The sequence below is a fragment of the Bacteroides sp. BFG-606 genome (assembly GCF_024788145.1).
Classification (GTDB): domain Bacteria; phylum Bacteroidota; class Bacteroidia; order Bacteroidales; family Bacteroidaceae; genus Bacteroides; species Bacteroides vicugnae.
The window spans coordinates 3411292-3436141 of the sequence record NZ_JANUIL010000001.1; the positions used below are offsets into that span (position 1 = coordinate 3411292).

The following is a 24850-nucleotide window of genomic DNA, read 5'->3' on the forward strand; positions in this document are numbered from 1 at the left end:
TGAATATTAGGCTTTTCCATTTTATACGCCTTTGTCATGTGTGTGATTTCTATTCTCACTGTAGTATGCGTTTCGTGTATATATTGTCTGTTACCTAAGAAGTAACGGAATAACATGGGGTAAAAAAATATGATTTTAACAAAACCGAAATCAGTAAATGCCGGGCCTAGTAGTGGGACAGGGGAAGGCGTAGCACACTCAAAACGCTGGTATGTAGCACTCGTTCGAATGCATCACGAGAAGAAAGTTGCCGAGCGTTTATCTAAGATGGGAATTGATTCTTTTGTTCCCGTTCAGCAGGAAATTCATCAATGGAGCGACCGTCGTAAGATGGTTGAATCTGTTCTTCTTCCAATGATGGTATTTGTTCATGCTGATCCATCTGAACGTAAAGAAGTTCTAAGCTTTTCTACAGTGAGCCGTTATATGGTGATGCGTGGAGAAAGTACTCCGGCAGTGATTCCTGATGAACAGATGGCTCGTTTCCGTTTTATGCTTGATTATTCAGAAGAAGCTATTTGTATGAATAGCTCTCCTTTGGCACGTGGCGAAAAAGTTCGTGTTGTGAAAGGACCTTTGACTGGACTGGTTGGTGAATTGGTCAGTGTTGATGGTAAAAGTAAGATTGCAGTTCGGTTGAATATGCTTGGCTGTGCCTGTGTAGATATGCCTATTGGTTATGTTGAATCTGCAGACATTCATGTGGGCTAATTTTTCTAATTTGAATTGATCGATGAAAATACAAACGCTTTTTCGTACTTTTCTTCTATTTTTGATACTGGGAGTTTTTTCTCCTTTAATGGCTCAAAGCATGAGCGACTCCCAAGTTCTTGAATATGTAAAGGATGGCATCCGCCAGGGTAAAGAACAGAAACAACTAGCCTCCGAACTGGCACGTAGAGGTGTGACCAAAGAACAGGCAACGCGTGTGAAGCAACTATATGAGCAGCAAAACAATGTCAATGCTTCCAATGCAACAGGTACCGATGTCAATGAATCACGCCTGCGTGAGGAAATGAAAGAAAATACTTCCGATATGCTGGAAGACCACCCGAGCACTCAAGACCTCGCACGTGGCAACCAGGTTTTCGGACGAAACATCTTCAATACTCGTAACCTTACTTTTGAACCCAGCGTCAACATCGCCACTCCTTTAAGCTATCGTCTGGGTCCCGGTGATGAAGTGATTATCGACATCTGGGGAGCCAGCCAGAACACTATCCGTCAGCATATTTCTCCTGACGGCACGATCAACATTCAGAAAATAGGTCCTGTCAACCTGAACGGACTAACCATTGCTGAAGCCAACGACTATCTCAAAAAGACATTAAACAAGATATATAATGGTCTTAATAATACGAATGATCCCACCTCTGACATCCGTCTGACTTTGGGTAGCATACGTACTATCCAGATCAATGTAATGGGTGAGGTTGTCCAACCAGGCACTTACTCCCTCTCTTCTTTTGCCACAGTTTTCCATGCACTTTACCGTGCGGGTGGAGTCAGTGACATAGGAAGCCTTCGCAATGTCCAGCTGGTACGTAACGGCAAAAATATCGCCACGATCGACGTCTACCAATTTATCATGAAAGGAAACATTCAGGATGACATCCGCCTTCAGGAAGGCGATGTAGTGATTGTCCCCGCCTATGACGTATTGGTTAAGATCGACGGAAAAGTGAAACGCCCAATGCGTTTCGAAATGAAAAGGGATGAGAGTCTATCCACTCTTATCAGCTATGCCGGTGGCTTTGAAGCCGATGCCTACACCCGTTCCTTGCGTGTCGTACGCCAGAACGGACAGGAATATGAAGTAAATACGGTCAAAGACCTTGACTATAGTGTCTATAAAATGAGAAACGGTGATGTTGTGACCGCCGAAGCCATCCTTAACCGCTTCATCAATAAACTTGAAATCCGTGGAGCCGTTTATCGTCCCGGCATCTACCAGCTGAATGGAAAACTGAATACAGTCCGTGAACTGGTAAACGAAGCCCAAGGCCTGACTGGTGATGCTTTCCTGAATCGTGCTGTTCTCTATCGTCAGCGTGAAGACCTGACTACCGAAGTTGTTCCGGTAGACATCAAAGCCATCATGGACGGTACTTCTCAAAACATCATCCTGATGAAAAATGACATCCTTTATATTCCGAGTATTCATGACTTGGAAGACAGAGGCAATGTCGTAATCCATGGTGAAGTAGCCAAACCGGATTCTTATCCTTATGCAGATAACATGACCCTTGAAGACTTGATTATTCAAGCAGGTGGATTGCGTGGAAGCCGCTTCTGTAGTCCGTGTAGATGTATCCCGTAGAATTAAGAATCCTCGTAGTACAGTAGACAACGATACTATCGGCCAGATATATACATTCTCCCTGAAAGAAGGTTTTATAGTGGATGGCACTCCCGGCTTTGTCCTTCAACCTTATGATGAAGTTTATGTACGTCGTAGTCCGGGTTATCAAGCTCAACAGAATGTAGTTGTTGAAGGTGAAATTCTGTTCGGAGGGTCTTATGCTATGACCAGCCGTGAAGAACGTCTTTCGGACTTAATCAATAAAGCGGGAGGTGCAACGAATTATGCCTACTTACGTGGTGCCAAACTGACTCGTGTGGCCAATGCAAGTGAAAAGAAACGCATGGGTGATGTGATCCGCTTGATGAGCAGACAGTTGGGTGAAGCTATGATGGACTCTTTGGGTGTCCGTGTGGAAGATACCTTTAGTGTAGGTATTGACTTGGAAAAGGCACTAGCGAATCCTGGCAGTACAGCAGATATTGTCTTGCGTGAGGGTGATGTGATTTTTATTCCGAAAAATAATAATACGGTTACGATTAATGGTGCCGTAATGGTTCCGAATACTGTTTCTTATATGGAAGGAAAAAAAGTTGATTACTATTTAGATCAAGCTGGTGGTTATTCTGAAAATGCGAAGAAGAGTAAGAAATTCATCGTTTATATGAATGGTCAGGTGACTAAAGTGAAAGGTAGTGGTAAGAAACAGATCGAGCCGGGTTGTGAGATAATTGTGCCTAGTAAAGCTAAGAAGAAAACTAATATTGGCAATATTTTAGGTTATGCTACTACATTCAGCACTTTAGGAATGATGGTTGCCTCTATTGCTAACTTAATCAAGAAATAACGAATACAGCTTATAACCACTATGATAGAACGAGAATCTGAAAAGGAAATAAAACAGAGACAAGATAATTATATGGATGAAGAGAACGGAATATATCTGATAGATTTTCTTCATAAGATTATAGCTATTCGTAAGACAATTTATAAAGCTATCGGTATTGGATTAGTGATGGGGGGTATTGTGGCAATAAGTATTCCTAAACAATATACAGTTGAAGTTACTCTTTCTCCGGAGATGGGTAGTGCTAAAGGTGGTGGTTTGTCAGGTTTAGCAGCTTCTTTTTGGGAAGCAGTGCTACAATGGGCGATGGTGTTGATGCTTTAAATGCTTCTTTATCTGCTGATATTGTATCTTCCACTCCTTTTTTGCTCGAACTCTCTGCGATGAAAATACTTGTATCAACAGGTGAAACTATGACTCTAAACACTTATTTAGATGAAGAGTCTTCTCCTTGGTGGAGTTATGTAATTGGGTTACCTGGTATGATAATTGGCGGAGTAAAATCATTATTTGTTCAAGAAGAACATGAATCAAAACTTCTTGGTAAATCAAATAGAGGTGCGATTGAATTATCTAAAAAAGAGTTGCAGAAGATTGGAATGTTGAGAGAAAAGATTACGGCTTCAGTAGATAAGAAAACATCTATGACTTCTGTCGCTGTGACCTTGCAAAATCCAATGGCAACTGCGGTGGTTGCCGATTCTGTTGTGAAGAAATTGCAAGAATATATCATAGACTATCGTACTTCCAAGGCGAAAGAAGATTGTGCCTATTTGGAGAAACTTTGTAAAGAACGTCAACAAGAGTATTATATTGCCCAAAGAAAATATGCTCATTATGTAGATTCTCATGATGATCTTATTTTGCAGAGTGTCCGTACTGAACAGGAACGACTGCAGAGTGATATGAGCTTGGCTTATCAAGTATATAGTCAGGTTGCGAATCAGCTTCAAGTTGCCAGAGCTAAAGTACAAGAAGAGAAACCTGTATTTGCGGTTCTAGAACCTGCGATAGTGCCATTGAGCCCTTCAGGAACTAGTAAAAAAGTATATGCTCTAGCTTTTATTTTTCTTTGTGTAGTAGGGGCCATTAGTTGGGAGTTGCTAGTGAAGGATTTTTGGACGAAGCTGAAAAAATGATAAGATGCTGCATTGGTTATGTTATGAATTATTTGTTGAATAGTAAAAACACTCGGTGCAGGCTACCAAAACTTACTCAGTCTTTTAGCAACGAGTGTTTACTTCGGTATATTGAAATGTTTATTCTAATAATATGATTCCTTATTATGATTATTTGATAGTAGGCTCAGGTCTTTTTGGAGCTACTTTTGCTTATTGTGCAAAACAAATGGGTAAGAAATGTCTGGTAATTGACAAGCGTCCACATATAGGAGGAAATGTTTATTGTGAAAATATTGAGGGGATTAATGTACATAAGTATGGTGCACATATCTTCCATACCTCTAATAAAGCAGTTTGGGATTTCGTAAATTCAATAGTGGAATTTAATCGTTACACAAATTCTCCAATTGCCAATTATGAAGGTAAGTTTTATAATCTTCCTTTTAATATGAATACATTCTATCAGATTTGGGGAATAACGACTCCAACTGAAGCGATGGCTAAAATAGAACAACAGAAAGCAGAAGCTATAGCAAGGATGAGAGCTGACGGAGTTAGTGAACCACGTAATTTGGAAGAGCAGGCCTTGATTCTTGTAGGCAAAGATATTTATGAAATATTAATTAAAGGCTACACGGAAAAGCAATGGGGACGGAAGTGTACAGAGCTTCCTGCGTTTATTATCAGACGTATTCCTGTACGTTTGGTTTTTGATAACAATTACTTCAACGATAAGTATCAAGGTGTTCCAATAGGTGGATACAATAAACTTATTGAGGGTTTACTGGAAGGCGTAAAATGCGAAACATCTGTCGATTTTTTTGCTACGTATAAAGACTGTTGGCGAGAAATTGCAAATAAGTTAGTGTTTACCGGTGCTATTGACGAGTTCTTTAATTACAGGCTTGGTAAACTGGACTGGCGTACTGTCTCTTTTGAGACGGAGGTTGTTGATACGCCTAATTATCAAGGAAATGCAGTTGTGAATTACACTGAGCGTATGATTCCTTATACTCGGATAATTGAGCATAAACATTTTGAAATGTTGGGACAGAAGGTATATGATTGTCTAAAAACGGTAATATCAAAGGAATATTCAGTGGAATATAAAGAAGGTATGGAGCGATATTATCCAGTGAATGATAATCGTAACAATCAACTGGCAGAGGCGTATCGAAAACTTGCAGAAGATGAGCAGGATATTATCTTTGGTGGAAGGTTGGGGCAATACAGATATTATGATATGGCTCCTATAATACAGCATGTACTAAATAGTAAAGAATTTCGTGTAAACTTCTAATAGAACGCTATCAGGTGAAATCTCCTACCCGTACAACACAAAGCATCAATAATGTCCGTGTTTCTTTATTTTTTAGTGTTGGGGTTTTAATTCTCGGATTCTTTTCGCGTAAAATTCTTATAGAATGTTTAGGCGCAGAGGTCTTGGGAATAAATACGACGGCAGCTAATCTACTTGGATTTCTTAATTTGGCGGAACTGGGTATAAGTGCTGCTATTTCATATACACTTTATACTCCGTTATTCCAAAAAGATTATGATGCTATCAATGAAATTGTTGCCGTACAAGGTTGGCTTTACAGGCGTATCGCTTATATTGTCCTTGCAGGCGGAGTTGTTTTAATGTGTTTCTTTCCGTTGATATTCTCCAAAATGGAATTGCCATTATGGTATGCTTACAGTTCATTCGGAGTTTTGTTGGTAGCTGCCATGTTGGGGTATATCATCAATTATCAGCAGATTGTATTAAGCGCCGACCAACAGGAGTATAAAATAAACTATAACGTACAAGGGTTCAGGGTTTTGAAATTGTTGTTACAGATTGTTGGTATCGGTTATTTTCAGCAAGGATATATTTATTGGTTGATAGTGGAACTATTAATGTCCGTCATTACTTGTTTCTTTTTGCATAAGACCATTCGTAAGAGTTTTCCTTGGCTTCATCCTGATTTGTCTAAAGGGAAAGCTCTGTCTCGGAAATATGTTGAAATCATAAGAAAAACAAAGCAGTTATTTTTTCATAGGTTTGCATCTTACGTACTGGGGCAAACTAGTCCTTTGATTATTTATGCTTTTTTGTCATTGACGGTTGTTGCTATTTATGGGAACTATATGTTATTGGTAGTAAGTGTATCCATGATTATTACCTCTATTTATAATGGGGTAAATGCTGGCATAGGTAATTTGGTTGCTGAGGGGAATCAAGATAAAATTCTTTCTTTCTTTAAAGAATATACAGTCAGTCGTTATTGGATTGTTTCTGTGATATGTTTTTGTTTATTCCATCTGGCTCATTCATTCATGATACTTTGGATAGGTGAAGACTACTTACTTGATTCCACATCTTTTACTCTACTGGTTGTTTATGCTTTTATCTCTATGACTCGTACTAATGATTCTTTTCTTTCAGCCTATGGACTGTTTCAAGATATTTATGCTCCTGCTATTGAAGCAGCATTAAATTTGGGCTTGTCCATACTATTGGGATATTATTATGGATTACCTGGCATCATTGCAGGAGTCTTGATTAGTTTGCTAGTGATTATTTGTTGTTGGAAACCCTATTTCTTATATAGCCGTGGCTTTAAAATCTCTATATGGAACTACTTGTACTTTATTGGTAAAATAATATGCCTGATACTTGTACCATGGTATATTTCTCGTTTTTTTCTTGAATACATAGATCTGTCATGTAGGAATTTTATGGACTGGATTCTCATTTCGTTCAAGGTATTGTTGCTTTATGGAACGATCAGTCTATGTTTTTTTCAACTGCTTGATAAGAATTTTAGAGTATTTACTCGGCGAATTTATCAAATAATAAAACGTAAATAATATGCTAGAAAAGTTAAATCCTCCCAAAATTAGTGTATTGATACCTGTTTATAATGTAGAGAAGTATGTGGGACGCTGCATCCTCTCTGTCTTGAATCAGACTATACAGGAAAGCATGGAAATAATTATAGTGAATGATTGTACCCCTGATAATAGTATGAGGGTGATTAATGAGGTTATTCATAGTTCTTCAAATACATTGAATGGAAAAGAACTAAAAATTATAAATCATGAAACTAATAGAGGGATTGCTTTCACTAAGAATACAGCTTTGAATCATGCAACAGGAGAGTATATACTTCAAATAGATAGCGATGACTATATGGAAACGGATATGTTAGAAAAGATGTATGCAAAAGCGATAGCAACGGATGCGGATATTGTTGGGTGTGATTTGTGGCGTGTATATATGGATAAAAAAGTATATGAAAAAGATGATATTCTAAAAAATAAAGTAGAATTATTGGGTGAAGTTATTAAAACGCAACATGCAGCAAGATGGAACAAACTAATAAAGAGAGAATTATTAAAGGAAAATACTATAGAAATAGTAGAGGGACTTGACTATGGTGAAGATTCTATATTTATGATCCAATGCTTTTATTTTGCGAATAAAATTGAATATATTCCACAGGCTTTTTATAACTATGTTCAATATAATGATTTATCGATATGCCATTTACCTGTTAGTGAAAAGAACTTGAGTAATTTTATTGGTGTGATAGATTTCACTACCAAATTTCTTGAAAATAACAATATAATAGGATATGATTATGAATTAGCCTACAAGCAACTCAAAACAAAATTTACTTGTATGAAAAATGCAACTAAGCAATTAAGAATGCAATATTCTGAGATGTATCCGGAGGCAAATCGTTATAAATATCGTTTTCTGAAAGAATGGAAAAAGGAGGTGAGTATTTATCAGCTACTTACTTGTTATTTTGCTTTAAGTGGCAATTTATGTTTATTCAATGCCATGTTGCAACTGCGATATGGTTTGGAAAGTATACGAAGAAAAAAATATTAAGCTGGAAAAGATGAATATTGTTTGTTGCACGGATAGTAATTATATTATGCCTTGTGGTGTTTTATTGTGCTCTATATGTGAGAACAATACGCAAGGAGATGTATGTTTTCATATAATCATCAATAAGAATGTTTCTATAAAAGAGAAAGAGAGTCTAATAGGTATCGTCAATAGATATAAAAATGAAGTCACTTTCTATGAAATAGATGAGTCGTGGGTGGTTAATTTGCCTGTCGGAATGGCTGGACAACAATCCCATATAACATTAGCGACTTATTTTCGTCTCTTTTTAACGGAAATCTTACCTGAGAATCTTGATAGGATCTTATATTTGGATTGTGATATTATAGTCCGTCATTCTTTAATTAATTTGTGGAATACGGATATAGAAAATAATGCAATAGGCTGCGTACCTGATGCAGATGATGGACAAATATTGAACTATAATCGTTTGAGATATTCTCAAAAATTAGGCTACTTTAACGCGGGTGTATTATTAATCAATCTAAAATATTGGCGAATTCATAATGTGCTCGATAGATTTCTTTTATTCATAAAGCAATATCCTGAACGGATTTTATATCATGATCAAGATATTATGAATTATGTGTTAAAAGATGAGAAGCTTATATTACCATTAAAATATAACGTGACAGATGGATTATTGAACAAAGAATTACATGTTTCTTGGGAGTATGAGTTAGAATTGAGTGAAGCACTTAAAGATCCATGCATTTTGCATTATATTTCATATGACAAGCCTTGGATTAAACATTGTGCTCACCCATTCAAAGCCGAGTTTTTTAAATATCGTGATATGACGCAATGGAAAAACACCCCATTGCTTAATAGACATTTGACTTGGAGGAAAAGAGTGAAATATGTATTATGCAAAATAGGTATATTGTCTTATCAATCAACTTTCCGAGATGATTTATTCTTATAATATATTTTTATGGAACAACAGAAAAGCAAAACAAAGATTCTTGTAGCAATTCATAAAGCGGATCCTGTTTATAGCGACAACATATATACGCCTATTCATGTGGGAAAAGCCATTTCAACAAATGATTTAGGCTTTCAAGGAGATGATACGGGAGATAATATTAGCGAAAAGAATCCAATGTATTGTGAGCTTACAGCACAATATTGGGCTTGGAAGAACTTGAAAGATACAACAAATATTGGCCTGTGCCATTATCGGAGATATTTTAAAACTAAGTACACCGAAGACTATTTGGAATCTTTGTTGCAAAAGTATGATATAATATTACCTGAACCTATATATCGCTCGTATTCTATGGAGCAAAAAATATATCGGGCTGCAATAGAGGAGGATGTAGCTATATTATATCAGGTAATAGAAAGATTACATCCTAAATATAAAAAAGCAGTCTTGGCATATATGCATGGAAATAAGGATATAGCTTTTAATATGTTTGTATGCTCAAAGGAATTGTTTGACCAATTTGCTGAATGGCAGTTCTCTATTCTTTTTGAATGTGAGAAGTACATACGTTTTTCTGGTTACTCAAGAGCTCGACGTATTTTAGGGCATTTTTCAGAGTATTTACTTCCTATTTATTGTTTCCATCATCATTTACGAATAAAGAGTGAAGAATTGGTTTCATTTGTAGATGATAATCAATTATTATATTCACAGTCTTGTTTTAAAAAAATAATTAATACTATACGTTATAGGTTCACTACTCCTCAGAAAAGAACGGATTGGGGATTGTCTTCAGTCATTATACAGGGCTTGCGTAGTGATGGTATAGAAATAAAATAGTAAAGTTTTTGTATGAAAAATCTTATTAAAGAACTTGTACGTAGTTTGTTACGAAAACACCCTCAACTAGCTGTTAAAATAGGTCGCTTCTTTGGTGGAAAATACCAAGTAAATATTAATCTTGATTTGCTTAATTCACAACAAAAAAAAATACTTTTATGTTATCTATATTTGGAGGATGTGGATTTGACGAAAGTTAAGCATGCTAATTATATGCACGCAAATCAGATAGTCAAGTATTTTATTGATAATGAGTATTGTGTAGATGTATGTGCTTGCTCTGATATTTTTTCATATGAGATATTGAAGCATAAGAAATATGATATAATAATCGGATTGGGCGAGGTATTCAAAAGAATTTGTAAGAATCAGCCTGATGCTCAAAAAATAATATTTATTACCGAAAATAATCCCGTTATTGTAGCACAGAAATACGCTGAACGAATAGTATATTTCAAACAAAGGCATCCATCTGTTAATTGTAATGCTTCCATTATACGAAAAGGTTACATTGATGAAGATATGTTTGAAACTTCTGATTTAGCAATAATAATGAATTCCAGGTATAATGCTGAATCAATGAAACATTATTTTGACAATGTGTATCTTATAAACAGTAATGCATTTATTAATACGGGATATGCTTTTGACAGAGCGAATATGCAGGGTAGAATTGAACAAACAAAACGCAACTTCCTTTGGTTTGGCTCAGATGGCTTTATTCATAAAGGAGGTGATATTCTTATCGATGCATTTAAAGAGATGCCTGAGTTCTCTATTAGTTTCTATGGATTACCTACTACTGAAAAGAGTTTGTTTCATAAATTGAAAGCCTCCAATACGGTAGATTGTGGACGTATAAATGTTCAGAATCCGGAATTTGTCGATACAGTTATAAATAGACATTGTTTTATCATTTTTCCATCTTGCTCTGAAGGCATGAGTACTGCTGTTGCGACCTGTATGGCTCATGGTATTATTCCAATCCTTACTAAAGAATGTGGCTTTGAGCCTAATGAATATATTATTGAGTTAGAAGGATGGCATATCGAGGATATAAAGAATGCGGTAAATCGTGCTGTATCTATGACTAATGAAGAGATTCTGACTTTTAGGGAAGGATGTTTTCAGTATGCCCGTGAAAATTTCTCGCTTAAGAAATTTGATAGTTCATTTAAGGATATCATGGACAAGATTTTAAAGGAGCAATAATAGTTGTCTATTGTGCAAGTAATCGTTGTAAGACTTTTAATATCTTTTTGATTAGAATGTAAAAAGCTATTTATGTATCCTATTAATATGTTGTTTTCTAGAATGAGAGAGATGAACTTATTCTCTACCATTTATCTTAATTTCGTAACTCTTCCGTTTGATCAAGCAATACGTTTTCCCATCCTTATATATGGTAAAGTGACTATTAAAAATGCGCGAAAGGCAAGATTGATTTTCCATTGTCCATTACGAATGGGGATTCTTCAAATTGGAAAAAATAATTTGGGGTTTATAGATAAAAAAAGATGTTGTTCAATATGGAATGTAGCTGGTACTTTACATATATATGGTAAGGCTGGGTTTGGTCAGGGATGTTGTGTGGAAGTAGGGAGGAATGCCGTACTAACGCTTGGCGAAAATTTTAATGTGACCGGTCGTTCTACGTTGCTTTGTCAAAATAGTATAACTTTTGGAAATGAATGCCTTTTGTCGTGGGACTTGCTTATTATGGATAACGATTGGCACCAAGTGGCTTCGACTGTTGATGGCAGAATATTAAATCCTTCGAAACCGATTACTATAGGAAATCATGTGTGGATTGGTTGTAGAAGCATAATTCTTAAAGGAGTAAGTATCTCGGATAACGTAATTGTGGCTGCTAACTCAACTATTACTCGTAGAGTGGATAAAGAGTTTGTGACAGTGAGTAGCAATGGAGTTTTGAAAGAAAATGTAAAATGGGACTATTAATGAAAGCTATGCGCTCTAAATCAGATATATTATGACTACTAATAAGTGTTTAAGATAGTGAAATTTATAATAATACGTATTCTTATAGCTTACCTTTTTGTCGGGATATTTACAAATGCCTTTGCTGTGTCATCATTTATTTCAATGCCGACATTCTTGGCTGCTATATACTCTTTACTTTATTTGATTTTACTTCTTTCTTCTCGAATAAAGCTACATAAAGAAGGATACTGGCTACTTGCGTATTGGCTTGTCTTGACGTTTTCTTTTATTTTGTTTGCTACAGGAGAAAAATGTCTTAATCATTATATAATGTGGATGTTCTCTTTTTTTGCCTTTTATTATGTGTTCAAGTCATTAGTTCTATATTTGCTGAAATTCGATAGCGGAATATTCAATACTATGTTGAATATTATTTCATTTTCCGTTTTTATATCTTCACTATTTGCCATTGTAGAATTTTTATTGGTAAACTTTGTTGGAGTAAATCTGGAGAACATTATTCCTAGAGGAAGAGTGGAAGGATATACTCCATTAGCGTCTAATTTTATTCGTGCCAGATCATTTATGGAAGAATCCGGTCATTTTTCATTATATCTGGAAATTTTTACTCCTATCACTTTGGCATGGCTTTTGAGAAATAGAAAAAATAAGATTATTCTGATATCGTATGTAAGTATTGTGCTGATTGCTTTGTTCTTTTCATTTAGCGCTTATGGCTTGGTTGCATTAGTGATAGCTATATTTATTTATTTATATTATTATGTTTTCTCAGTAGGGAATTTAAAGTCTTTGATGAAAAATTTATTTATTGTTTTTATTATTTTTCTAGTTATTATAATTGCTTTCCCTTCAATTTGGGAAATTGGCTATCAAACTGTTACCGCCAAATTAGATGTTGATAATAGTTCGTTCAGTGATAGAAATAGTAGAATTATAGGACTGGATCAATATCTTACTGGCATACATTTAATGATAGGCTATGGCTCTGCCGCTTTTAGTACGTTAAAAACACCCTCTTTTATTTCTCTATATGTTGGTATTTTAATGAGTGCTGGTATTTGCGGTATCATATTATTCTTGGGCTTTCTATTGTGTACATTCTATCGTATGTTACAGATAAAGAATAAAGATATGCGTTGTGGATTTGTAATTGCATTTATCCTCTCGACCATTCACTTCTGTTTTGTTGATTTGATTTATCTTCCTTGGTTTTGGACTATGTTGGCCTTAGGGTATGTTTATCGAACGAAAGAAAAACTTTTGCCACATGATTAAAATAAGTATAATTACAGTCTGCTACAATAGTAAAGCCTATATAGAACAAACAATAAAGAGTGTTCTGGCTCAGACTTATGAGAACATAGAGTATATTGTGATAGATGGAGGCTCTACGGATGGTACTATTGATATTATAAATAGATACCGAAAAGATATAACGATTTTTATCAGCGAACCTGATAGAAATATGTATGATGCAATAAACAAGGGGATGAAATGGGCTACAGGAGATTATATTGCTATTTTGAATTCGGATGATTTTTATTTAGACAATGAAGTCATATCTGTTATTGCAGATAAATTGAAGGGACTTCCGTCATATTATAAAGGTCTTTACGGTAATCTGCAGAAGTTTACAGCAGAAGGATATTTTATGAAAAGAAAAAAGGGTATTCCTGTTGGATTCAAGACTCTATTATGCTCTAGAAAGTTGACATTTGTTGGTCATGGCACGCTTTTCATCTCCCAAAAGGCATGTGATGAAGTGGGCTTGTATGATTTTGAGCAGTTTAGCGCAGCGGCAGATTATGATTATGTTCTGAGATTATTTAAAACATTCAAGTTTAAATATGTGAATTGCGATATAATGGGTTTTAGAGTACATGAAGCAAGTATTACATCTTCAGGCAGAATACTTGAGGAGTCGTATGCTGTTCTTTGTAAAAATGGATATAAGAATATATTGTTTTTGGAGAGGGTGATTCGGTATTATGCTTCTTGGAGCTATTTTGTTTTAGTGAACTTTAGGAATATGCGAAAAACCAATTGGAGACATTTCTTTAATCGATGCAATTATACTATAATAACAGTATTTTAAACGAATATGATTGAAATTCTACATATAATAAATTCATTGGAGATTGGAGGAGCACAGAAACTACTTGTTGATATACTGCCTTTAATGAATAATGAAAAAATGAAAGTTTCTCTGCTTGTTTTGAAAAGTGTTGATTCCTCTTTTTACACTAAAATAAAAAATAGTGGTATAGAAGTCTTTTCTTTAAATTCAGGAAGCTACCATAATCCATTTATAATTGTACGTTTAATCCCATTTTTGCGGAAATTTAGTATTGTGCATGTACATTTGTTTCCATCTTTGTATTGGGTGGCATTGGCCAATATCTTTGTTTCAACTAAGTTGATATTTACGGAGCATAGTACAAATAATAGGCGGAGAGGAAAAGTGTACTTCTCTTTTATAGAACGTTATGTGTATAGACAGTATAGTAAAGTAATTTCGATAAGTCCACAAACTCAGCTAATCTTAAAACAGTGGCTGAAAGTAGAGGGGATTGATTCGAGATTTATTCAAATAGACAATGGTATCAAACTAAATGATTTTCTTCCTTCAAATAGAACTATAAATGTTGCAGATGCATCGCAATTCTCTAAGATTGTATTGATGATATCTAGATTTTCTGTGCAGAAAGATCAGGAAACTGTCATTAGGGCTATTCCATATGTACCTGTAGATGGAGTACTTTTTGCTTTTGCCGGTTCGGGGCCTACTCTTGAGAAATGTAAGCAATTAGCTTATGAGTTAGGAGTATCTGATAAAGTTGTCTTTTGGGGGCAAAGGACGGATATCCCTGATTTGATAAATGCTTCTTATATTGGGGTACAATCATCTTTGTGGGAAGGATTTGGGTTAACTGCCGTGGAATTCATGGCTGGAAATAAACCAATTGTAGCTTCAGATGTAGCAGGGTTAAAGCAAGTGGTGGAAGATGCAGGTTTACTGTTCCCGGTAGGTGATGAGAAACGGTTGGCAGAAGCTATTACTCATTTGTTGGTTGACAAGCAATATTATAGTCAAATATCGGCAAAATGTTGGGATAGAGCTAAAAGATATGATATACATCACATGGTTGAGAAATATACTAAGCTATATACTAATATTTTAAGTGGAATATATAATGAATAATCTTTTTATAGTAATCAATATCGATCATTTTTTTCTTTCTCATCGTAAAGAAATTGCTTTAAATGCCCAAAAAGCAGGCTATGAAGTTACCATTGTAACGAAAGATACCGGAAAGATTAAAGAGATAGAAATGTTGGGGCTAAAGGTAATAGATTTACCAATGAGTCGTTCTGGGAAGAAAATATGGGAGGAATTATATACTTGTTGGTTTCTTTACAATCTTTATCACCGCGAAAAACCAGAGATTGTACATCACGTGGGATTGAAAACAATACTTTGGGGAACATTAGCGGCAAAGTTGGCTAAAGTTCATGGAGTTGTTAATGCAGTGAGTGGTTTGGGGATAATTTTCTCGGAGGAGAAAAGAACAATGATAGCAAAGCTTCTTCCTGCGGTATTACGATTTTCTCATCATCGTAAAAAACTGGCTGTCATTTTTCAGAATGATGATGATCAATTATTATTTCTAAAATCTAGAATAATAAATGAATCTCAAGCTTATAAAATAAAGGGCTCCGGGGTTGATTTGAAGCAGTATAGTTATACTCCTGAACCTGAAGGGCAGAAAATTAAGGTTTTGTTAACAGCTCGTATGATTGTAGAAAAAGGTATTTTCATTCTTACAGATGCTGCCATGAAATTAAAGGAGCAATATAAAGATAGGGTCCAGTTCTTATTATGTGGCGGACTTGATGATAATCCCGTCGCTATTAAAGAAGATGAACTGCAAGCTGTGTGTGATGGGGATTACATTAAATGGTTAGGATATCGGACAGATATTCTAAATCTATTAAAAGATTGTCACATAGTTGCTTTTCCTTCTTACTACAAAGAAGGATTACCCAAATCTTTGATAGAAGCGGCTGCTATAGGCAGGCCTATAGTTACTACTAATTCTGTGGGGTGTAAAGATACTGTGGTTGAAGGGTATAATGGCTTTTTAGTTCCTGTTAAGGATAGTGATGCTTTAGCTGATCGATTGAAAATATTGATTGAAAATAAACATCTTAGGTGGGAAATGGGTAAAAATTCAAGGCGGTTAGCGGAGAAATATTTTTCTATTGATGATGTCGTAACAAAGCATTTGGAGATTTACGGAAAAATATTAAAATAAATAGAATGAATTTGTTAGTGACTGGCGCTGCCGGATTTATAGGTTCACATGTTTGTGAACGTTTGCTACAACGTGGTGATAAAGTAGTAGGGGTGGATAATTTAAATTCGTACTATGACAGAGATTTGAAATACGGACGTCTTTCGACCTTAGGAATTTCTCAATCTGAGGTAGTATGGTATAAGTTTACTTCAAGCAATATTTATCCTTTGTTCAATTTTGTGCAGATGAATCTTGAAGATAAACATGCTATGCAGATGCTTTTTGCAAATGGGGATTTTGATATAGTTATTAATTTGGCAGCGCAAGCAGGTGTACGTTATTCAATTGAGAATCCATATGTTTATGTTGATAGTAATATTGACGGTTTTTTAAATATTCTTGAAGGATGTCGCCATAATCATATCAAACATCTTGTGTATGCCAGTTCTAGCAGTGTTTATGGATTAAATGGGCAGGTTCCTTTTTCTGAAGAGGATAGTATTGCACACCCGGTGAGCCTGTATGCTGCTACAAAGAAATCAAATGAACTTATGGCTCATGCTTATAGTCATTTATATAACATACCTTCTACCGGCCTTCGTTTTTTTACAGTCTATGGGCCATGGGGGCGGCCGGATATGTCACCTTTCCTCTTTGCGGATGCAATATTGCATAACCGTCCTATCAAGGTGTTTAATAATGGTGATATGCTTCGGGATTTCACTTATATTGATGATATTGTAGAGGGGATAATTCGTGTGATAAATCATATTCCTCAGCCGGATACCACTTGGGACTCTGCAGTACCTTCACCCGGTTCTTCATCTGCTCCTTATAGAGTTTATAATATTGGAAATTCACACCCCATACGCTTAATGGACTTTATTCAGGCTATTGAAGAAGCGATTGGTTGTGAAGCTGAGAAAATATTTCTTCCTATGCAGCCGGGGGATGTATATCAGACTTATGCAGATACTAGCCGCTTACAAAAAGAGTTAGGTTTTAAGCCATGCAAGCCATTAAAAGAAGGTGTGCATGAGACGATTAAATGGTATCGTAGTTATTATAGATTAAATAAGGAGGATATTAAAGTATGAATATAGCTATTGTCGGAACGGGATATGTAGGCCTTGTATCAGGTGCTTGTTTTGCTGAGATGGGGGCAAATGTTATATGTGTAGATGTAAACCAAGAAAAGATTTCTGCACTTCAGAATGGAAGAATACCAATTTATGAGCCAGGACTGGAAGAAATGGTACTACGTAACAGTAAAGAGGGAAGATTACGTTTCACTACGGATATTATTACTTGTTTGGATAATGTAGAAATTGTATTCAGTGCAGTAGGAACACCTCCTGACGAAGATGGGAGCGCTGATCTGAAATACGTGCTTGAAGTAGCACGTAGTGTAGGAAGAAATATGAATAAATACCTTGTATTAGTCACGAAATCTACTGTCCCTGTAGGTACTGCCATGAGAATAAAAGTGGCTATTCTTGATGAATTGGACAGGCGGGGGGGTACAAATTCCTTTTGATGTGGCTTCTAATCCGGAGTTTCTGAAAGAAGGTGCTGCCGTAAATGATTTTATGAGTCCGGATAGGGTGGTGATTGGTGTAGAGACTGAAAGGGCTAAAGAGGTTATGAGTCGGCTCTATCGTCCTATGATGCTTAATAATTTCCGAGTTATTTTTACAGATATACCTAGTGCAGAAATGATAAAATACGCTGCCAACTCAATGCTTGCTACTCGCATTAGTTTTATGAATGACATTGCCAATCTATGTGAATTGGTGGGGGCGGATGTAAATATGGTGCGCAAAGGTATTGGAACTGATTCTCGTATAGGAAATAAATTTCTGTATCCTGGTTGTGGGTACGGAGGAAGTTGTTTCCCGAAAGATGTGAAAGCATTGATAAGAACAGCGGAGAATAATGGCTACAATATGCGTGTGTTGAAAGTTGTGGAGGAAGTAAATGAAAAACAGAAGGAATTGCTTTTTGATAAACTATATCGTTATTACCAAGGTTCATTGGTCGGTAAAAATATAGCTATTTGGGGGGTGGCATTTAAACCGGAAACTGATGATATGCGAGAAGCTACTGCATTGGTGATTATTGAAAAACTTCTTAGTGCAGGATGTAATATAAGGGTATATGACCCTGTGGCAATGGATGAATGTAGGCGAAGAGTGGGAGAGAGAGTCGTATATGCTTCTGATATGTATGACGTTTTGCTTAATGCTGATGCGTTACTACTACTTACAGAATGGAAGCAATTTCGAATACCGGCTTGGGGGGTAGTAAAGAAGTTAATGAATCAACCTGTATTGATAGACGGACGGAATATTTATGATGAGCAGGAATTGAAGAAGTCAGGTATAGATTATATATGTATAGGTAAAAAATGAGAGTATAATTCTAATAAATACTTATCAAATTTACAATTAATAATTATTATGGGGTATAGTGAGGAATTCATTCCAGACGGAATGAATGCTTTTGAGCGTAATGTAAAGCGAATTGGGGATTGTGTGGTTGCAATGGTTTTAATGATTGTTTTTTCTCCACTATTTTTAATCTGTTATTTAGCAGTGAAGCGGGAAGATGGTGGACCGGCTATATTTAAACAGGAGCGTATCGGGCGTTTTGGACGTCCATTCAATATCTATAAGTTTCGCAGTATGCGATTGGATGCGGAGTCTGCCGGCCCTCGGCTTTATACCGGTGGGAAAGATACCCGATTGACTAAAGTCGGAAAATTCTTGCGTGAACATCATTTGGATGAACTACCGCAGCTCTGGAATGTTTTCTGTGGTGATATGGCTTTTATCGGACCTCGTCCGGAGCGAAAGTTTTATATTGATCAAATAATAAAGTATGATCCGCGTTATCAATACTTGTATCAGATTCGGCCGGGAGTAACCTCTTATGCAACTTTGTATAATGGCTATACGGATACAATGGATAAGATGCTGCGTCGTTTGCGGTATGATTTATTTTATTTACAACATCGTTCCTGGTGGTTTGATTTTAAAATATTGGTGAAGACTTTTGTCAATATATGTTTTGGAAAGAAATTTTAGAATAGTAGAATATTTAGATAATAAGAAGTGGCATAAAATAGTTAGCGGTAAGCGTCCCCAAAAGATGTATTTCCTTTACTGCTTACCCCCTCTATCTTTGTTCTGTATCAAAGTTATGTACATCAATACAAATTTCGAGAAGTTGTGGTTCCTCTACACTACTGAGGGGCAACCCAAGGGAATTTCGATTAATACCTATTATGCTCAGCAGGACATTCCTTATAAGTCATTTTATGACTGGTTACGCAAACGTCAGAAGAAGGTAGTTCCGGTATGTGGAGGGCCTTCCCGTAGAAGAGGCTTCTACTCTGGTATCTTCAGAGGATGCCGGCTCATTTGCTTCTGCTGGCTCGAGAGTGGCTTATGTTGCCAAGGGTTCAATTATGGTTACTATTCAAACCTGTGATGGCCTTCATATTTGCAAATGCAATTTAGACTACCTTGGCTTGAAAGATTTGGTAGAGAAGTTGGAGGTTTTATGCTGACCATTTCAGGGCTGAAGAACTTTTATTATCTTACGGATTTTCATGATATGCTTTGCAAAGCTCCTCGTATTTCCGAGATCATCAGAACGCGCTATCATCGCGATCCTCTTAATGGAGATGTCTATATTTTCATGTATAAATTCCTGTACCAACAATTGTTGGATAAAGACCAGATGAATGAGCTGATTCTGTCCGAGCTCCGTGCTATCAAGAGTAGTCAGGGTGGGGCTCGTACAGAGAGCCTGCACGCTCATTCTGTGAGCCGTGCCCACGCAGACAAGCTTCTTGCTGAGATTTATAACTGTACATTTGAACCAGCTTTTACTATTGAGCAAATAGTCGAGCCGATGAAAAAGGCTACAGGGCTACAACGTACCATTGTCAAGGTATCTGGAAGTCTTTTAATGACAGTTGCAAGTATTGTTGTTCCATTAGGAGGAAAAACTTTAGGTATTTGTCCGGCTCGTGTAAAGAAATTTATGATCTCTACTAATATATGCGGAAAGAAATTGGCTGATTCGGGGTATAAGTTTCATTATACATTTGAAGAAGCAATTAAGGATTGGTATAGAGATAATAATCTGTATTTGAGGTGATTTTTCTGAAATAAATTGGGTATATAATAAATGTTGAAAATGTTGAGATGTAATAAACACATGAGTGTTTCGTATGTGAGATGAAAGAAATGTAGGTCCCTAGCTTCATGCTGTAAAGGCATGATTCTCCTACATTGTGGATTAGGAATAGTACGACGGTACATTTCTAATTTACGCCCTGACATCGGAGGTTAAAGCCGATGTGAATTTCCCACTATATCAACTGTCTGTGAAGATCGTTGATATTTAAAAATGAATCACAAATATAAATATAAAAGAATATGTAGGTCCCTAGATTCATGATGAACTCATGAAATCCCTACATGATGCAGGTTGGGAATAATACAGCGGTATATTTCTAACTTGACCCTCATATCGGTTTAAACGCTGATATGTATCTATATGTGAAATATACCAACTGTCTGTGAGGATCGTTGGTATATTGTATTTTAAGGGGTTGGTGTACAGAAGAAGTGAGCATTATCAATGCAAATCTGATATTTTTTTGTAGCTTTGTAACAAAACTAACAGATATGGAAGATTTGCAAAAATTGTACCCAATTGGGATACAAACATTCTCTGAAATACAAGAAGGGAATTATCTTTATATTGATAAAACGGAATATGTTTATCGGATGACACATTCCTCTTCTAAATATATGTTTTTGAGCCGTCCTCGACGTTTTGGGAAGTCATTGCTGACTTCCACGCTACATAGCTATTTTTCCGGGCGCAAGGAATTGTTTCATGGGTTAGCTATAGAGAAACTGGAGAAAGAGTGGATAGAGTATCCGGTGCTCCATTTTGATATGAGTACTGCCAAACATGTAGATAAGGAACAATTGCTTCAGGAATTGAATTTGAAATTATTCAATTATGAAGAAATCTATGGAAAAATGGAGGAAGAGGTCAATCCTAATCAACGCTTGATGGGATTGATAAAACGTGCTTATGAACAAACTGGTAGGAAAGTAGTCGTGCTTATTGATGAATATGATGCTCCTTTGCTAGATGTGGCGCATGAACATGAAAATTTGGGTATATTGCGCAATATCATGCGTAATTTTTATAGTCCGTTAAAGGCTTGCGACCCTTATCTGCGTTATGTATTCCTGACTGGTATAACGAAGTTTTCTCAACTTAGTATTTTTAGTGAGCTGAATAATATTAAAAATATTAGTATGGATGAGCCTTATGCTGCTATTTGTGGCATTACAGAAGATGAGATGCTTATCCAAATGAGAGAGGATATAGATAACTTGGCTATAAAAATGGAGATTTCATCTGAAGAAGTAGTGCAGAAATTGAAAGAAAACTACGATGGTTATCATTTCACTTATCCATCTCCTGATATATATAACCCATTCAGTTTGCTTAATGCCTTTGCGGATGGAAAGTTTAATTCTTATTGGTTTGGTAGCGGTACGCCTACATATTTGATACAAATGCTGAAAAAATTCAATGTAGAACCTTCTGAAATCGGGAATAATCATGCAGAGGTTTCTGCCTTCGATGCTCCTACTGAAACAATGACTGATATTATCCCGTTATTATATCAGAGTGGTTATATCACGATAAAGGATTATGATAAAACTCTGGATTTGTATACACTGGATATTCCCAACAAGGAAGTGCGGTTGGGTTTGATGAAGAGTCTTTTGCCCAATTATGTCGCCAGCAAAACGCGGGAAACTACCACGATGGTGGCTTATCTCTCCCGTGATATTCGGAATGGTGATATGGATGCGGCGTTGCGTCGTCTACAAACATTTTTGTCTACTATTCCTTACTGCGACAACACCCGATATGAGGGTCATTATCAACAGATGTTTTATATCATATTCAGTTTGTTGGGTAACTATGTTGATGTGGAAGTGCGTACTCCCCGCGGTCGTGTGGATATGGTATTGCGTACCAAAACTACCTTATATGTAATGGAATTGAAACTGGATAAGAATGCAAACGAAGCGATGGAACAAATTGACTTGAAGAATTATCCTGAACGCTTTGCTTTATGTGGATTGCCAATAGTGAAGGTTGCTGTTAGCTTTGACAGAGAACGTTGCACCATAGGAGAGTGGAAGATAGAATAGATGGTTAAAGAATATAAAAAAAGAGCAAACTTGCATGATTCCTAAATCTTTCCAGAATCTGTATCGTTATTTGCTGTATGAAACGAAAGTATAGTATTAACGCTAAAAGAATAACGATTATGAAGAAAATTCTATCTTTACTTGTGTTGGCTATTGTAGCCGTACAATTCTCATTCGCAAAAGATGTGATTACAAAAGACATGAATCAGTTACCGCTTCCGGCACGTAATTTTATCAATAGCAATTTTACGAAACCAGAGGTGGCTCATATCAAGATTGATAAGGATATGATGGAGTCTACCAAGTATGAAGTGGTATTGATGGATGGTACGGAAATTGATTTTGACAGTAAAGGCAACTGGGAAGAAGTAAGTGCAAAGAAAGGACAGGTTGTTCCTGTTAGTATTATTCCGGGATTTGCTGTCAATTATTTGAAGTCTCATAATTTTGTAAATGAGGGAGTGACCAAAGTGGAACGTGACCGTAAAGGATATGAAATAGAATTGTCTACCGGACTTTCTTTCAAATTTGATAAGAAGGGAAAGTTTATCAAGGCTGATGATTAATTGAAGATTTGTGATAATAGACCTAAACAAGAAGATAGCTATGTGGAGATTTAAGTTTGGCGCTTGGGCAGTGGTATTGATGATGACTGCTCTTTTGTTTGGCGCATGTGATAATGACGATGATGATACTTTTGTTCCGCCCAGTAATATTACAGAAGCCTTAAAACAGGTATATCCGGCTGCCCAGAATGTAGAATGGGAGATGAAAGGTGCCTATTATGTAGCTGACTGTTGGGTAAGCAATGACGAACTGGAAGTCTGGTTTGATGCTAATGCCAATTGGGTGATGACGGAAAATGAACTGAATAGCATAGATCAGCTCGTACCGGCTGTTTACACCGCTTTCATGGATTCTAAATATAATGTATGGGTAGTGACGGATGTGTATGTGTTGACTTTTCCACAAAATCCGATGGAATCTGTGATTCAGGTGAAGCAAGGTAGTCAACGCTATGCGCTTTATTTCTCACAGGAAGGCGGATTGCTACATGAAAAAGATATTAGCAATGGAGATGATACAAATTGGCCGCCGACTGAATAGTTTTTAATCATAAAAATCAAAACGGGCTATTTCTATGAAAGGAATAGCCCGTTGTTTTTTATAATTACATTTGTTTATAATCCTTAGCTAATCCTCCTTCACTTGTTTCTTTGTAAAGTGATGGAAGGTCGTGTCCGGTCTGTTTCATTACTTGCACTACTTTATCGAAAGAGACACGGTGCATACCATCGGTGAAAGCTGAATAAAGATTTGCATCCAGTGCACGTGCGGCAGCGTATGCATTTCGTTCGATACAGGGAATTTGTACCAATCCGCATACCGGGTCGCAAGTCATTCCCAGATGGTGTTCCAATCCCATTTCTGCTGCATACTCAATTTGTGCCGGGCTACCTCCAAATAATTGATTGGCAGCAGCCGAAGCCATTGCGCAGGCGACGCCTACTTCTCCCTGGCAACCTACTTCTGCTCCGGAAATAGATGCATTGAATTTGACAATGTTGCCAAACAATCCGGCAGTGGCTAATGCGCGTAGGATGCGCATATCACTGAAATCACGGCTTTTCTGGAGATGATATAGTACGGCAGGCATCACTCCGCAGGAACCACAGGTAGGAGCGGTCACTATTTTTCCACCGGAAGCATTTTCTTCACTTACTGCCAAAGCATAAGAAAAGACAAGCCCTCTGGATTGCAGGGATTGTTTGTATCCGGTAGCGCGTATATAATAGGTGGAGGCTTTTCGTCTAAGATTTAGTGGGCCGGGAAGTACTCCTTCCGCTTCCAGTCCACGGTGAATGGCATCTTTCATGGTGCCCCATACTTCAGCCAGGTAATCCCATATATCTTCTTCCTCACATTCCTTCACGTATTCCCAATAACTTTTTCCGGTATCCTCACACCATTGGAGTATTTCGGTCATGTTTTCCATGCCATATACATCGGGGCTTTCGATAGTTGGATTATCATTATTTTCTGCCAGTGCACCGCCACCAATACTGTAAACAGTCCAGTTCTCAAGCACTTTATTATTGTTATCCAAAGCCGCAAATGTCATTCCGTTCGGATGGAACGGTAGAAAGACTTTGGGTTGCCATACAATTTCTACTGGTGCAGTGGGCTGTAAGGTGTCTATAATGGCTACATCCGTCATGTGTCCTTTACCGGTAGCGGCTAAACTGCCGTAAAGGGTGACTTTAAAAGATGCAGCATCCTGATGACGTTCCAAAAACATTTCGGCAGCTTTGCGCGGTCCCATAGTGTGGCTACTGGAAGGTCCTGTGCCTATCCTGTATAGCTCTTTAATCGATTTCATGACTG

Annotated in this window: 19 protein-coding genes and 4 pseudogenes; 22 read left to right on the plus strand and 1 reads right to left on the minus strand. The window is 36.8% G+C overall.

What is annotated here, in order from left to right; all coding sequences use genetic code 11:
* Positions 1 to 129: 129 nt before the first annotated feature.
* The 22 genes and pseudogenes from NXV01_RS12490 (at position 130) to NXV01_RS12595 (ending at position 23572) form a co-directional block, all read left to right on the plus strand.
* The gene (locus NXV01_RS12490) at positions 130 to 711 is read left to right on the plus strand and encodes a UpxY family transcription antiterminator (RefSeq protein ID WP_032846245.1); all 582 of its coding nucleotides are present in this window, start codon (positions 130 to 132) and stop codon (positions 709 to 711) included.
* A gap of 22 nt (positions 712 to 733) precedes the next feature.
* A pseudogene (locus tag NXV01_RS12495) lies at positions 734 to 3149 on the plus strand (SLBB domain-containing protein).
* Between the two features lie 21 nt (positions 3150 to 3170).
* Positions 3171 to 4288, plus strand: a pseudogene (locus NXV01_RS12500) (chain-length determining protein).
* Positions 4289 to 4421: 133 nt separating this feature from the next.
* Positions 4422 to 5570, plus strand: coding sequence for a UDP-galactopyranose mutase (gene glf, locus NXV01_RS12505; RefSeq protein WP_217721424.1), 1149 nt, complete (start codon positions 4422 to 4424; stop codon positions 5568 to 5570).
* 14 nt (positions 5571 to 5584) lie between these two features.
* Positions 5585 to 7123 (plus strand): lipopolysaccharide biosynthesis protein, encoded by a 1539-nt coding sequence (locus NXV01_RS12510; protein WP_217721425.1) that lies wholly within the window; start codon positions 5585 to 5587, stop codon positions 7121 to 7123.
* Between the two features lies 1 nt (position 7124).
* Positions 7125 to 8153: a glycosyltransferase family 2 protein gene (locus tag NXV01_RS12515; protein ID WP_217721426.1), complete on the plus strand. Its 1029-nt coding sequence runs from the start codon at positions 7125 to 7127 to the stop codon at positions 8151 to 8153.
* Positions 8119 to 9099 (plus strand): glycosyltransferase family 8 protein, encoded by a 981-nt coding sequence (locus tag NXV01_RS12520; protein ID WP_217721427.1) that lies wholly within the window; start codon positions 8119 to 8121, stop codon positions 9097 to 9099. Before NXV01_RS12515 ends, NXV01_RS12520 begins: the two co-directional genes overlap by 35 nt.
* Before the next feature lie 9 nt (positions 9100 to 9108).
* Positions 9109 to 9942 carry a DUF4422 domain-containing protein gene (locus NXV01_RS12525; RefSeq protein ID WP_217721428.1) on the plus strand — a complete coding sequence of 278 codons (834 nt, stop codon included), beginning with the start codon at positions 9109 to 9111 and terminating at the stop codon, positions 9940 to 9942.
* A gap of 12 nt (positions 9943 to 9954) precedes the next feature.
* Positions 9955 to 11154 (plus strand): hypothetical protein, encoded by a 1200-nt coding sequence (locus tag NXV01_RS12530; RefSeq protein ID WP_217721429.1) that lies wholly within the window; start codon positions 9955 to 9957, stop codon positions 11152 to 11154.
* 72 nt (positions 11155 to 11226) lie between these two features.
* Complete coding sequence (locus NXV01_RS12535) at positions 11227 to 11904, plus strand: acyltransferase (RefSeq protein WP_259022588.1); 678 nt, start codon at positions 11227 to 11229, stop codon at positions 11902 to 11904.
* Positions 11905 to 11961: 57 nt separating this feature from the next.
* On the plus strand, positions 11962 to 13182 hold the full coding sequence (locus tag NXV01_RS12540; RefSeq protein WP_259022589.1) for a hypothetical protein: 1221 nt from the start codon (positions 11962 to 11964) through the stop codon (positions 13180 to 13182).
* The gene (locus NXV01_RS12545) at positions 13175 to 14002 is read left to right on the plus strand and encodes a glycosyltransferase family 2 protein (protein ID WP_217721433.1); all 828 of its coding nucleotides are present in this window, start codon (positions 13175 to 13177) and stop codon (positions 14000 to 14002) included. Before NXV01_RS12540 ends, NXV01_RS12545 begins: the two co-directional genes overlap by 8 nt.
* A 6-nt stretch (positions 14003 to 14008) precedes the next feature.
* The gene (locus tag NXV01_RS12550; protein ID WP_254883760.1) at positions 14009 to 15109 is read left to right on the plus strand and encodes a glycosyltransferase; all 1101 of its coding nucleotides are present in this window, start codon (positions 14009 to 14011) and stop codon (positions 15107 to 15109) included.
* Complete coding sequence (locus tag NXV01_RS12555; RefSeq protein ID WP_217721434.1) at positions 15102 to 16223, plus strand: glycosyltransferase family 4 protein; 1122 nt, start codon at positions 15102 to 15104, stop codon at positions 16221 to 16223. The genes NXV01_RS12550 and NXV01_RS12555 overlap by 8 nt, the downstream gene beginning before the upstream one ends.
* A 5-nt stretch (positions 16224 to 16228) precedes the next feature.
* Complete coding sequence (locus NXV01_RS12560; RefSeq protein WP_217721435.1) at positions 16229 to 17302, plus strand: NAD-dependent epimerase; 1074 nt, start codon at positions 16229 to 16231, stop codon at positions 17300 to 17302.
* Positions 17299 to 18616: pseudogene (locus tag NXV01_RS12565) on the plus strand (UDP-glucose dehydrogenase family protein). The gene NXV01_RS12560 and the pseudogene NXV01_RS12565 overlap by 4 nt, the downstream one beginning before the upstream one ends.
* Before the next feature lie 48 nt (positions 18617 to 18664).
* Positions 18665 to 19291 carry a sugar transferase gene (locus NXV01_RS12570; protein WP_217721437.1) on the plus strand — a complete coding sequence of 209 codons (627 nt, stop codon included), beginning with the start codon at positions 18665 to 18667 and terminating at the stop codon, positions 19289 to 19291.
* Positions 19292 to 19406: 115 nt separating this feature from the next.
* Entirely contained in the window at positions 19407 to 19697 is a 291-nt protein-coding gene (locus NXV01_RS12575) for a hypothetical protein (RefSeq protein ID WP_234132121.1), read from the plus strand.
* A 369-nt stretch (positions 19698 to 20066) separates the two neighbouring features.
* Positions 20067 to 20372 (plus strand): annotated as a pseudogene (locus tag NXV01_RS12580) (NAD-dependent epimerase/dehydratase); the annotation flags it as partial.
* A gap of 533 nt (positions 20373 to 20905) precedes the next feature.
* Positions 20906 to 22465, plus strand: coding sequence for an ATP-binding protein (locus NXV01_RS12585; protein ID WP_234132120.1), 1560 nt, complete (start codon positions 20906 to 20908; stop codon positions 22463 to 22465).
* 119 nt (positions 22466 to 22584) lie between these two features.
* Positions 22585 to 23031, plus strand: a complete 447-nt coding sequence (locus NXV01_RS12590; protein ID WP_148365906.1) for a PepSY-like domain-containing protein — start codon at positions 22585 to 22587, stop codon at positions 23029 to 23031.
* Positions 23032 to 23071: 40 nt separating this feature from the next.
* Entirely contained in the window at positions 23072 to 23572 is a 501-nt protein-coding gene (locus tag NXV01_RS12595; RefSeq protein WP_259022590.1) for a PepSY-like domain-containing protein, read from the plus strand.
* Positions 23573 to 23636: 64 nt separating this feature from the next.
* On the opposite strand, the gene NXV01_RS12600 is transcribed toward NXV01_RS12595, so the two are convergent.
* Entirely contained in the window at positions 23637 to 24845 is a 1209-nt protein-coding gene (locus NXV01_RS12600; protein ID WP_074557704.1) for an L-serine ammonia-lyase, read from the minus strand.
* Between the last annotated feature and the right edge of the window lie 5 nt (positions 24846 to 24850).